Origin of the sequence: Klebsiella sp. CN_Kp100, assembly GCF_040065315.1 — a bacterium.
GTDB lineage: Bacteria > Pseudomonadota > Gammaproteobacteria > Enterobacterales > Enterobacteriaceae > Klebsiella > Klebsiella oxytoca.
On sequence record NZ_JBEAIJ010000008.1, the window covers coordinates 41,241 to 52,320 of the forward strand.

11 protein-coding genes are annotated in these 11,080 nt (G+C 58.8%); 8 read left to right on the forward strand and 3 right to left on the reverse strand.

The window, feature by feature from the left end:
- Nucleotides 1-80: 80 nt before the first annotated feature.
- Complete coding sequence (locus ABLV12_RS07730; RefSeq protein ID WP_004102561.1) at nucleotides 81-989, forward strand: LysR family transcriptional regulator; 909 nt, start codon at nucleotides 81-83, stop codon at nucleotides 987-989.
- Between the two features lie 102 nt (nucleotides 990-1,091).
- On the forward strand, nucleotides 1,092-1,655 hold the full coding sequence (gene smrA / locus ABLV12_RS07735) for a DNA endonuclease SmrA (RefSeq protein WP_348866958.1): 564 nt from the start codon (nucleotides 1,092-1,094) through the stop codon (nucleotides 1,653-1,655).
- Here the strand turns inward: smrA and ABLV12_RS07740 are convergent.
- The gene (locus ABLV12_RS07740) at nucleotides 1,652-2,458 is read right to left on the reverse strand and encodes an IclR family transcriptional regulator C-terminal domain-containing protein (protein WP_004102558.1); all 807 of its coding nucleotides are present in this window, start codon (nucleotides 2,456-2,458) and stop codon (nucleotides 1,652-1,654) included. The two genes, smrA and ABLV12_RS07740, sit on opposite strands and share 4 nt — an antisense overlap.
- A gap of 167 nt (nucleotides 2,459-2,625) precedes the next feature.
- Between ABLV12_RS07740 and ABLV12_RS07745 the strand changes: the two genes are divergently transcribed.
- From ABLV12_RS07745 to pcaC, 6 genes are read left to right on the forward strand one after another with little or no spacing between them, the layout of a single operon-like run.
- Nucleotides 2,626-3,312 carry a 3-oxoacid CoA-transferase subunit A gene (locus tag ABLV12_RS07745; protein WP_004102556.1) on the forward strand — a complete coding sequence of 229 codons (687 nt, stop codon included), beginning with the start codon at nucleotides 2,626-2,628 and terminating at the stop codon, nucleotides 3,310-3,312.
- Nucleotides 3,313-3,322: 10 nt separating this feature from the next.
- Nucleotides 3,323-3,979, forward strand: a complete 657-nt coding sequence (locus ABLV12_RS07750) for a 3-oxoacid CoA-transferase subunit B (protein ID WP_004102554.1) — start codon at nucleotides 3,323-3,325, stop codon at nucleotides 3,977-3,979.
- A 10-nt stretch (nucleotides 3,980-3,989) separates the two neighbouring features.
- Nucleotides 3,990-5,192: a 3-oxoadipyl-CoA thiolase gene (pcaF, locus tag ABLV12_RS07755; protein ID WP_064395769.1), complete on the forward strand. Its 1,203-nt coding sequence runs from the start codon at nucleotides 3,990-3,992 to the stop codon at nucleotides 5,190-5,192.
- A gap of 9 nt (nucleotides 5,193-5,201) precedes the next feature.
- Nucleotides 5,202-6,554, forward strand: coding sequence for a 3-carboxy-cis,cis-muconate cycloisomerase (locus tag ABLV12_RS07760; RefSeq protein ID WP_348866959.1), 1,353 nt, complete (start codon nucleotides 5,202-5,204; stop codon nucleotides 6,552-6,554).
- A complete protein-coding gene (gene pcaD / locus ABLV12_RS07765; protein ID WP_004113383.1) occupies nucleotides 6,544-7,314 on the forward strand; it encodes a 3-oxoadipate enol-lactonase in 771 nt (256 codons plus the stop codon). Before ABLV12_RS07760 ends, pcaD begins: the two co-directional genes overlap by 11 nt.
- Nucleotides 7,304-7,687 carry a 4-carboxymuconolactone decarboxylase gene (gene pcaC, locus ABLV12_RS07770; RefSeq protein ID WP_064395771.1) on the forward strand — a complete coding sequence of 128 codons (384 nt, stop codon included), beginning with the start codon at nucleotides 7,304-7,306 and terminating at the stop codon, nucleotides 7,685-7,687. The genes pcaD and pcaC overlap by 11 nt, the downstream gene beginning before the upstream one ends.
- An 83-nt stretch (nucleotides 7,688-7,770) precedes the next feature.
- Here the strand turns inward: pcaC and fumA are convergent, their stop codons facing one another.
- Together fumA and ABLV12_RS07780 are read right to left on the reverse strand one after the other, a co-directional pair.
- Nucleotides 7,771-9,426, reverse strand: a complete 1,656-nt coding sequence (gene fumA / locus ABLV12_RS07775; RefSeq protein ID WP_047719788.1) for a class I fumarate hydratase FumA — start codon at nucleotides 9,424-9,426, stop codon at nucleotides 7,771-7,773.
- A gap of 52 nt (nucleotides 9,427-9,478) precedes the next feature.
- Nucleotides 9,479-10,984 (reverse strand): anion permease, encoded by a 1,506-nt coding sequence (locus ABLV12_RS07780; protein WP_004102542.1) that lies wholly within the window; start codon nucleotides 10,982-10,984, stop codon nucleotides 9,479-9,481.
- Nucleotides 10,985-11,080 lie beyond the last annotated feature (96 nt).

Sequence of the window (11,080 nt, forward strand, 5' to 3'; positions counted from 1 at the left end):
CCCTTAACCTGCCACAGCATGATCGATTACAGTAGATGTCATTTTCTTCTGTCTGATAAACATTGGTTATCACTTGCGATATGTCATTTCAGATTAAATTTCATCAGATTCGCGCCTTTGTTGAGGTCGCGCGTGAAGGCAGTATTCGCGGCGCCAGTCGGGCGTTGGCGATTTCGCAGCCGGCGTTAACTAAAGCGATTAAAGAGCTGGAAGAAGGGCTCTCCGCACAGCTGTTTGTGCGCCGTAGCCAGGGGGTGGCGCTGACTGAAAACGGCGAAAGCTTTTATCAACATGCGAGCCTGATTCTGGAAGAGCTACGGGCGGCGCAGGATGAGTTGCTGCAGCGCCAGGGAGAAAAGGCCGGGCAGATTAATATCGGCCTTGGCGCCAGCGTAGCGCGATCGCTGATGCCTTCGGTCATTTGCCGTTTTCATCAGCAGCATCCGCTGGTGAAGGTGCGGATTATGGAAGGTCAGCTGCTGGCGATGATTAATGAACTGCGGCAGGGTGAGCTGGACTTCACTATCAATACTTACTATCCCGGTCCGTACGATCATGAATTCAGTTTTGAGAAGCTATTTGAGAAACCCTTTGCGGTATTCGCCCGCGCCGGTCACCCGGCGGCAAAAGCGACTTCACTCAAGGCGTTGCTCGAACATCACTGGACGATGCCGACGCCGCGTGGCAGCTATTTCAAACAGTTACAGGAAATGTTTAACCAGGCCGGACTGGCACCGAAGGTGGATATCGTTTGCGAGACTTTCTCTTCGTGCATCAGTCTGGTGGTGAAAAGCGATTTTCTCAGCATTCTGCCGGTAGAACTAGGGAACGACCCGATGATGGCGGATAAGCTGGTGATGATCCCCATCTGCGAAGCATTACCCAAAGCCACCTACTATCTGATTCAGCGCCGCGATATGCGGCAAACGCCTTTGACGGCATCATTAATCACCCTGTTTCGTCGCCAAAGCCGTCAACTGTTTCCCTAATCGCCTCGGGCTTACGATTTGCCAGCATAAATGGCTAAACGCGTTGAGGAGGCGTCGTGAGGCGGCTATAGTACCCTCCCGGTAGTAGCTGGAGGAACGCGCATGAACCTTGACGACAAATCCCTTTTTCTTGGCGCCATGGAGGACGTTCAGCCTCTGAAACGCAACAACGATGTTCACTGGCATCCCGAGCGGAAAACCCGCGCCGTACAGCGGGTTGACACCCTGCAGCTGGATAACTTTTTGACCACCGGTTATCTCGATATCGTGCCGCTGGCCACCGCGCTGGAGTTTAAACGCGAAGGGCTGCAAAGCGGCGTGCTGGAGACGCTCCGGCGCGGCAAATATGGCCAGCAGGCGAGCCTTAATCTGCTGCGTCAGCCGGTGGAAAAGTGCCGACAGATGTTATTTGCTTTTGTGGTTCAGGCGCAAAAAGAGGGGCTGCGGAATCTGCTGATCGTTCATGGCAAAGGGCGCGACGACAACGCGCACGCCAATATTATCCGTAGCTACCTGGCGCGCTGGCTGGTGGAGCTACCGGAAGTCCAGGCGTTCTGCGCGGCGCTACCGCACCACGGCGGCAACGGCGCCTGCTACGTGGCGCTACGAAAATCGCCCGAGGCTAAGCTGGAGAACCGGGAGCGCCACGCCAAGCGCAGCCGCTAGCGCATCAGCAGCGTTAATTCCCGGGCTGCCTTCTGGAGCTCGGGTAATACGCGTTCGAGCATCTCCTGGGCGGAAACCTGTCCGGCGTGCACCCCGACGTTCAGCGCCGCCTGAATCTGGCCCTGGGGATTAAACAACGGTACCGCCAGCGAGCGCAGCCCCATCTCCAGCTCCTGATCGTTGAGCGCATAACCCTGCTGACGTACGCGTTTGAGCTCAGCGCGCAGCCTGGCGACCGAATCAACGGTTTGCGGGGTATAGCGAATCATCGTAACCCGACCCAGCATATCGTTCAGCTTCTCTTCCGGCTGATAGCTCAGGAGCACGCGCCCCATTGACGTTGCCCATGCCGGCAGGCGGCTGCCGATGTCCAGGTCGATGGTCATAATTCGCGAGCTGGAGGCGCGGGCGATATAAAGAATATCGTCGCCGTCGAGGGTGGCGATAGAGCAGGATTCATTGAGCATTTCGCTTAAATGCTTGAGTACCGGCTGCGCCGAGCGCGCCAGCGGCGTGGAGGCCAGCCAGGCGTGGCCCAGCGCCAGAATTTTCGGCCGCAGCTGGAAATTTTTACCATCTTCGGCGTACACAAACCCCAGCTTGCTTAGCGTATACAGACAGCGACGTACCGCCGCGCGCGGAATGCCGGTTTTTTGACTGATTTGCGAAATAGAGAGCAGCGGGCGCTGCGGAGTGAACGCCTGGATCACTTCCAGCCCGCGCGCCAGCGAGGCCATGAAGTTGGGATCGCCCTTAAACGGCTCGCTATCGCCGGTCAATAAATCGTCTGGATGTTTCTCCATTTTCCTCTCCCAATTTGCCGTCGATCACATTCTTTCGCTAAACATACACGATGTTCGATTATCGCACCATATTTCGATTATCGCCCTTGACCAGCATCGTTAAGCGGGTCACATTTTGTGCGAACAACGAATAAAAGTGCGATTACCGCACATACGGGAGCGACCTGATGATTGATAAAAGCGTGTCGACGCTAAGTGATGCCATCGCCGGGATCCACGACGGGGCGACGATTATGATTGGCGGTTTTGGCCCCGCCGGCCAGCCAACGTACCTGATAGATGCCTTGATAGAACAGGGGGCCCGCGATTTAACCATTATCAACAACAATGCGGGCAATGGCGAAGTGGGACTGGCAGCGCTGCTGAAAGCCGGGCGGGTGCGCAAAATGATCTGCTCGTTCCCTCGGCAGGTTGACTCGCAGATTTTCGATGACCTCTATCGCCGCGGCAAAGTCGAGCTGGAGCTGGTTCCGCAGGGGAACCTCGCGGCGCGTATTCAGGCGGCAGGGGCGGGCCTCGGCGCGGTTTTCACTCCAACCGGCTACGGTACGCCGCTGGCGGAAGGGAAAGAGACTCGCGAGATCGACGGGCGTCACTATGTGCTCGAATATCCTATCAAGGCCGACTTTGCGTTGATCAAAGCCCATCAAGGCGATCGCTGGGGAAACCTCGTATACCGCAAGGCGGCGCGCAACTTCGGCCCGATTATGGCGACCGCCGCGAAAACCACTATCGTGGAAGTCTCGCAGCTGGTGCCCCTCGGTAGCCTTGACCCGGAGAGCATCATTACCCCGGGCATTTTTGTTCAGCGCGTCTTCTCCCTGGAAAACCTGATTGCCGCTAAAAGCGCCTGAGGACCCCGTTATGCAAAAACTGACTCGCGATGAGATGGCCCAGCGCGTGGCTCGCGATATACCTGAAGGCGCTTATGTCAATCTGGGGATCGGCTTGCCTACCCGCATTGCTAACTATCTTCCCGCTGATAAAGAAATCTTTCTGCACAGCGAAAATGGCCTGCTGGGGATGGGGCCGAAACCGCTGCCGGGGGAAGAGGACCCGGAGCTGATTAACGCCGGAAAAGAGTATGTGACTTTGCTTGAGGGGGGCTGCTATTTCCATCACGGCGACTCCTTCGCCATGATGCGCGGCGGTCATCTCGATATCTGCGTACTCGGCGCTTACCAGGTCTCCGCCAGCGGCGATCTGGCGAACTGGAGTACCGGCGCGCCCGACGCGATACCTGCCGTTGGCGGGGCGATGGATCTGGCCATTGGCGCTCGTCAGGTCTTCGTGATGATGGATCATCTGACCCGCGACGGTGAATGCAAGCTGGTAGAGCATTGCACCTATCCGCTGACCGGCGTCGGCTGCGTAAGCCGCATCTATACCGATCTGGCGGTCATCGATATCAGCGAAAGCGGCCCGGTGGTACGGGAAATCTTTAACGGCCTCTCTTTTGAGGAACTGCAGCGCATCACTCCGGTGACGCTGACTTTTGCACAACTGGCGGAAAGCGCGTAAGGAACCTATGATGAATCAGGCATTTATCTGTGATGCGGTGCGTACGCCGTTTGGTCGCTTTGGCGGTACTCTTGCCACCGTACGCGCCGACGATCTGGCGGCACTGCCGCTCAAGGCGCTGCTGGAGCGCAACCCGGGCCTCGATCCGGCGCGCATTGATGATGTGATTTACGGCTGCGCTAACCAGGCGGGTGAAGACAACCGCAACGTCGCGCGGATGGCGCTGCTGCTGGCTGGCTTGCCGGAAAGCGTGCCGGGCAGTACCGTCAATCGCCTGTGCGGTTCCAGCCTCGATGCGATCGGCATCGCAGCGCGCGCGATTAAAAGCGGCGAAACTCAGCTGATGGTCGCCGGCGGCGTGGAGAGCATGTCGCGGGCGCCGTTTGTGATGGGCAAGGCCGAAAGCGCCTTTAGCCGCACGATGCAGATGGAAGATACCACCATCGGCTGGCGCTTTATCAACCCGCAGATGAAAGCGCTGTACGGCGTGGATTCGATGCCGGAAACGGCGGAAAACGTGGCCGGTGATTTCGCCATTTCTCGTGCCGATCAGGATGCGTTTGCGCTGCGCAGCCAGCTGCGCACGGCGGCGGCGCAGGAAGCGGGGCGATTTGCCGACGAGCTGATCGCCGTCTCGGTGCCGCAGCGTAAGGGTGAACCGCTACTCTTTAGCCGCGACGAGCACCCGCGCAGCACCACGGCGGAGGCGCTGGCCAGGCTGCGCGGCGTGGTGCGCGCCGACGGTACGGTGACGGCAGGCAACGCCTCCGGAGTTAACGACGGCGCCAGTGCGCTGCTGTTAGCCAGCGAGCAGGCGCTGACCGCCAATGATTTACAGCCGCTGGCGCGCGTAGTGGGCGTCGCGACGGCAGGCGTTGCGCCGCGGATTATGGGATTTGGTCCGGCGCCGGCGGTGCGTAAAGTGCTGGCGCAAACCGGGTTAACGCTTGGGCAGATGGACGTCATTGAACTGAATGAAGCCTTTGCCGCTCAGGCGCTGGCGGTCACGCGCGATCTGGGTTTGCCCGACGATGCGGCGCACGTCAATCCTAACGGCGGCGCGATTGCCCTCGGTCATCCGCTGGGCGCCTCCGGCGGTCGTCTGGCAATGACCGCAGCGTATCAACTGCGTCGTACCGGCGGGCGCTATGCGCTATGCACTATGTGTATCGGCGTTGGTCAGGGGATCGCGCTGATAATTGAACGCGTTTAAGGAGCCATAATGAGTTTGTTGACCCCGATGCTGCGTACCAGCCCGCTGACAGACTGGTTCAGCGATGTACAGCGGGTGCAGGGGATGCTGGACTTTGAGGCCGCTCTGGTTCGCGCCGAGGTCGAATGCGGCCTCGTGCCGCAGACGGCGCTCAATCCCATCATCGAGAGCTGCCGGCACGAAAAAATCGACTTTTCCGCGCTGGGGCAGGCCGCCGCCAGCGCCGGGAATCTGGCGATCCCGCTGGTCAAACAGCTGACCGCTCGGGTCAAAGAGCGGAATGAGGCGGTAGCGCGCTACGTACACTGGGGGGCCACCAGCCAGGATGCTATCGATACCGGTTTTATTCTACAGCTGCGCGGCGCGCTGGCGGAAACGGAGTCTCTGTTACAGCGTCTGCTCGACGCATTAGCCCGTCAGGCGGAGCGCCATCAGGATACGGTGATGCCTGGCCGTACCTGGATGCAGCATGCGCTGCCGGTCACTTTCGGCCTGAAGCTTGCCGGGACGCTGGATGCGCTGCTGCGCTGGCAGGTGCGTCTGCGAGAGATGCGGGCAAGGGTGCTGGCGCTGCAGTTTGGCGGCGCAGCGGGCACCCTGGATTCCCTAAAAACGCAGGCGCCGCCGATCGCCGCCGCGCTGGCGAAAGCACTCGACCTGCAGCTTCCGGACGCGCCCTGGCACAGCCAGCGCGACCGGCTGCTGGAAGTCGGGGCATGGTACGCAGGCGTCTGCGGTACGCTGGGTAAATTCGCGAATGATTTTTCTCTACTGATGCAAACCGAAGTGGCAGAGGTGGGTGAACCGGTTGCCGAAGGGCGCGGCGGTTCGTCAACCATGCCGCACAAACGTAACCCGATCTCCTGCGCCGCTATTTTGACCGCCGCTCAGCGAACGCCGGGCCTGGTGGCGACGCTGTATGCTGGCCAGATCCAGCAGCATGAGCGGGCGTTGGGCGGCTGGCAGGCGGAATGGGAAACGCTGCCGGAGCTCATCACCCTCGTCGGCGGCGCGCTGACGCAGAGCGAGGCGCTGGTCAGCGACATGCAGGTCTTCGCGCACAAGATGCGCGCCGACCTTGAGATGACCCACGGCCTGATTATGGCTGAGGCTGTTACCCTGGCGCTGGCGGAATTTATCGGTAAAGCCGAGGCCCATCACCGGGTTGAAGCGCTGTGTCGTCAGGCGCTGGATACGTCTCGCTCATTACTGAGCGTGCTGGAAAACGATCCGCTGGTCAGCGAGCATCTTTCCGCCAGCCGCTTAACCCAACTGCTGGACCCGGCAACGGCGACCGGCAGCTCAGCACTCTTCGTGCGCCAGGTTGTGGCGCGATATAAGGAGCAACGTCTTGAATGTTGATTATCAGATTGACGGGCCGCAAGACGCGCCGGTCATCGTTCTCTCTAACTCGCTGGGCACCACCCGGGCGATGTGGCAGCCGCAGATCGAGGCGTTGACGCAGCATTTTCGCGTGCTGCGCTACGATACCCACGGTCATGGCGCCACGCGTAAAAATGGTAAAGTGACGCTGGCGCAGCTCGGCGAAGATGTGGTTGCGCTGCTCGATCATCTTAATATTGCCAAAGCCTGGTTTTGCGGAATTTCCATGGGCGGTCTGACCGGTCTGTGGCTGGGACGCTTTGCTCCGGAACGTTTTTACGGGCTGGTCGTCGCCAACACCGCCGCGCGTATTGGCGACCAGGCAAGCTGGCTGTCGCGCGCCCGCGCGGTGCGTCAGGAAGGTATGGAAGTGGTGGCCGCAGGCGCGGCGGATCGCTGGTTTACCCACGCGTTTCGTCAGAAGACGCCGGAAGTGGTGGCAGCGCTCTGTCACCAGTTGACCCATATCGATGCGGAAGGCTATGCGGTCTGCTGTGAAGCGCTGGCCGCCGCCGATCTGCGCGCTGAGGTCGGGCAGATTGCCGTTCCGGTGCTGATCGTTGCCGGTGAAAGTGACCCTGTCACTACAGTGGCCGATGCGAACTTTCTGCATCAGCAGATCGCGGCCTCTGAGGTCGTGGTGCTGGCGGCATCGCATTTATCAAATATCGAAGCGCCGCGGGCGTTCAGTTCGGCGCTGCTGGGCTTTATTGAGGGGGAACAACAGCATGGACGATAAACAGCGTTATCAGCAGGGAATGACGGTTCGTCGTAAGGTGCTTGGCGATACGCATGTCGATAAGACGCTGCAAAAGCTGACGCCGCTGAATGAAGAGTTCCAGGACTTCATTACCCGCTACGCCTGGGGAGAGACCTGGACCCGACCGGGGCTCGGTCACCATACCCGCAGTATGATCACCATCGCCATGCTGATTGCCCTGAATCGCGAGGCTGAGCTGAAAATGCATCTGCGGGCGGCGTTTAATAACGGTGTTACCCGCGATGAGTTAAAAGAGTTAATTATGCACTCCGCGCTTTACTGCGGCCTGCCCGCGGCCAACGCGACGATGCATCTGGCGCAGCAGGTGTTTGATGAGATGGATGCTGTTTAGCCGCCACCCGGCAGGTTTGTCGCTCATCTCAGGCCGTCATGCGACGGCCTTCGACAGTGACCCGCCGCCAGGGGCGGGTAATATCACCCTCTTTGCTGTGAACAGCCCGCGCACTGCTTATTCTGGATCTGCTGGAAGAAATCGTTGCCTTTGTCATCCACCAGAATAAATGCCGGGAAGTTTTCCACTTCGATTTTCCAGATGGCTTCCATACCCAGTTCCGGCCAGGCCACGCACTCCAGGCTCTTAATACTCTGCTGCGCCAGTACCGCAGCCGGGCCGCCGATGCTGCCGAGGTAAAAACCGCCGTGCTTGCGGCAGGCGTCGGTCACCTGCTGGCTGCGGTTGCCTTTGGCCAGCATGACCATGCTTGCGCCGTGGGATTGCAGCAGATCAACGTAGGAATCCATACGGCCAGCGGTAGTCGGGCCAAGGGAGCCTGACGCATAGCCTTCCGGAGTTTTCGCGGGGCCCGCGTAGTAAATCGGATGATCTTTAACGTACTGCGGCAGTTCCTCACCGTTATCGATAAGCTCTTTCAGCTTCGCGTGGGCGATATCGCGGGCCACAATAATGGTACCGTTGAGCGTCAGACGCGTTGAAACCGGGTGGGCGGAAAGCTGAGCCAGAATCTCGCTCATCGGCTGATTAAGGTTAATGCTGACGACCCTGCCTTCACCCTGCTGGCGCAGGTGTTCAGGAATATACTGGCCCGGATTGCTCTCCAGTTTCTCAATCCAGATACCGTGGCGGTTGATTTTGGCTTTGATATTGCGATCCGCTGAACAGGAGACGCCCATGCCTACCGGGCACGACGCGCCGTGGCGAGGCAGGCGGATGACGCGAATATCGTGAGCGAAATATTTACCGCCGAACTGCGCACCGAGGCCGAGGTTTTGCGCTGCGAGCTGCAGCTCATTTTCCAGCTGAATATCGCGGAAGGCCTGGCCGTGCTCGTTGCCTTCGGTCGGCAGACCGTCGTAATACTTCGTTGAGGCCAGCTTAACGGTTTTCAGCGTGGCCTCTGCCGAGGTGCCGCCAATCACAAAGGCAATATGGTACGGTGGACAGGCGGCCGTGCCGAGCGTGCGCATTTTCTCGACGAGATAGTTTTTCAGCTTCGCCGGGGTGATTAACGCCTTGGTTTCCTGATACAGATAGGTTTTGTTGGCCGAGCCGCCGCCTTTGGCCATACAGAGGAATTTATATTCGTCGCCGTCAACGCTATAGAGATCAATCTGCGCCGGAAGATTGGTGCCGGTGTTGACCTCTTTATACATATCCAGCGCGGCGTTCTGCGAATAGCGCAGGTTGTCTTCGGTATAGGTGTTATAGACGCCGCGGGCGAGGGCCGCCTCATCGCCGCCGCCGGTCCATACGCGCTGGCCTTTCTTGCCCATAATAATCGCCGTACCGGTATCCTGGCAGGTGGGCAGCACGCCTTTCGCCGCGATTTCAGAATTGCGCAGAAACTGCAGCGCCACGTATTTATCGTTGTCGCTGGCTTCAGGGTCGAGAAGGATTTGCGCGACCTGTTTCTGATGATCCACCCGCAGCATAAATGCCGCATCGTGGAAGGCCTGCTGCGCCAGCAGAGTGAGGGCCTGAGGATCGATTTTGAGGATCTCCTGGCCTTCGAACTCGGTCACGGAAACGTGATCCTTGCTCAGCAGATAGTATTCAGTCTTATCTTGCGCTAACGGAAAGGCTTCCTGATAGACAAAAGGTTTAGTCGACATTGCTTTGCTCCCTAAGAGTAAAACCGCCGGAGTTGGCCCCGACGGTTATGAATCAGAACATCATGGACATCCACGGATAGCCAATCAGCAGCAGGGCAGCCAGGAAGATGGCGCCGAAAATCGTACCAAGACGCCAGTAGTCTTTGGTCGGCAGATAGCCGCTGCCGTAGTAAATCGGGCTGGGGCCGGTACCGTAGGGGGTAATAATCCCCATCACGCCGAGCGAGGTCACCATCAGCAGCACGAAGACCTGCATGTTCATACCCGGGATGGTGGAGGCGATAGTCAGCATCGCCGGCAGCAGCGCGGTGGTGTGGGCGGTGGTACTGGCAAACAGATAGTGCAGCAGATAGAACGCCAGCAGGAGGATAACGGTAGCCACGCCCGGAGAGATGCCGCTCATTAGCGCGCCGCCTTCTTTACCCAGCCAGGCGATAAAGCCGGTGGAGGAGAGACCGTCGGCCAGCGCCACCAGGGTCGCAAACCAGGCGAAGGTATTCCATGCCGCTTTATTACTGGTGATATCGTTCCATGAGAGTACGCCGGTCCATAGCATCAGCACGATAACCAGCAGGGCGGCCAGCGCCGGTTCAATCCACTCGGCGGCGAAGATCCACATCATCAGCGCGAAGCAGACGAAGACCAGCAGCAGGATTTCATTGCGCGACAGGCGGCCAAGTTTTTCCAGCTCGCGGGCGGCCCACAGCGGCACTTCATCGTTGACTTTGACTTCTGGCGGATAGAACCAGTAGGCCAGCAGCGGCATTGCCAGAATCAGCAGGATACCCAGCGGCAGGAAAGCGATAAACCAGGTGCCCCAGGAGATATTGATGCCAACAATGCTTTTCACCAGCGCCAGAGCCAGCAGGTTCGGCGCCAGAGCTGAGAGAAACATCGAGCTGGTGATACAGGCGGCGGTGATCGCCACCCACATCAGGTAGGAGCCGATGCGGCGCGCGCTTGGGTCATTGGGTTTTGAGCCATAAAGCGGCGGCAGGTTAGCGATAATCGGGTAGATGGTCCCCCCGCTGCGCGCGGTGTTGGAGGGGGTGAACGGCGCCAGTAGCAGATCGGCGAAGGTGATGGCGTAGCCCAGCGTCAGGCTACGGCGGCCAAGATATTTCACCAGAATGAGCGCCAGACGGCGGCCAAACTGGGTCTTATCGTAGCCTGCGGCAAACATAAAGGCGCCGAAGATCAGCCACACGGTGGAGTTACCGAAACCGCTCACCGCCCATTTAAAGGAGGCGCCGGCAAGCTTAAAGCCGGGTGCGGCGAGCTGTTCAGGACTGAACAGCAGCCACTGGCTGCACAGGGCAATCACCACCACGCCGGTAATACCGATGACCGCGCCGGGCAGCGGTTCAAAGATTAGACCGACGATGACGCCGACGAAAATGGCAAAGTAGTGCCAGGCGTAAGGGGGCAGGCCCTCGGGCACCGGGATGAACAACAGCAGGACGGCAACGATAATGGGCATCGCCATCATCAGTAGACGTTTATAAGCAGCCTGGGGGGCTGCACCGGCAGGCGGTATGGTTGTCTTTTTCTCTTTCATAATGAGTATCTGCAAGTAGTTAAAAATTGGGTTTTGTCACCGACCAACCTTTCGATTTCTTTAGTTGCAAAACTTACTTTAATTATTAATCGTCGA

Excerpts from the sequence above, each read along its gene's own strand:
- ABLV12_RS07730 (WP_004102561.1), top strand. The coding sequence starts at position 81 with ATGTCATTTCAGATTAAATTTCATCAGATTCGCGCCTTTGTTGAGGTC.
- smrA (WP_348866958.1), top strand. The coding sequence starts at position 1,092 with ATGAACCTTGACGACAAATCCCTTTTTCTTGGCGCCATGGAGGACGTT.
- ABLV12_RS07740 (WP_004102558.1), bottom strand. The coding sequence starts at position 2,458 with ATGGAGAAACATCCAGACGATTTATTGACCGGCGATAGCGAGCCGTTT.
- ABLV12_RS07745 (WP_004102556.1), top strand. The coding sequence starts at position 2,626 with ATGATTGATAAAAGCGTGTCGACGCTAAGTGATGCCATCGCCGGGATC.
- ABLV12_RS07750 (WP_004102554.1), top strand. The coding sequence starts at position 3,323 with ATGCAAAAACTGACTCGCGATGAGATGGCCCAGCGCGTGGCTCGCGAT.
- pcaF (WP_064395769.1), top strand. The coding sequence starts at position 3,990 with ATGAATCAGGCATTTATCTGTGATGCGGTGCGTACGCCGTTTGGTCGC.
- ABLV12_RS07760 (WP_348866959.1), top strand. The coding sequence starts at position 5,202 with ATGAGTTTGTTGACCCCGATGCTGCGTACCAGCCCGCTGACAGACTGG.
- pcaC (WP_064395771.1), top strand. The coding sequence starts at position 7,304 with ATGGACGATAAACAGCGTTATCAGCAGGGAATGACGGTTCGTCGTAAG.
- fumA (WP_047719788.1), bottom strand. The coding sequence starts at position 9,426 with ATGTCGACTAAACCTTTTGTCTATCAGGAAGCCTTTCCGTTAGCGCAA.
- ABLV12_RS07780 (WP_004102542.1), bottom strand. The coding sequence starts at position 10,984 with ATGAAAGAGAAAAAGACAACCATACCGCCTGCCGGTGCAGCCCCCCAG.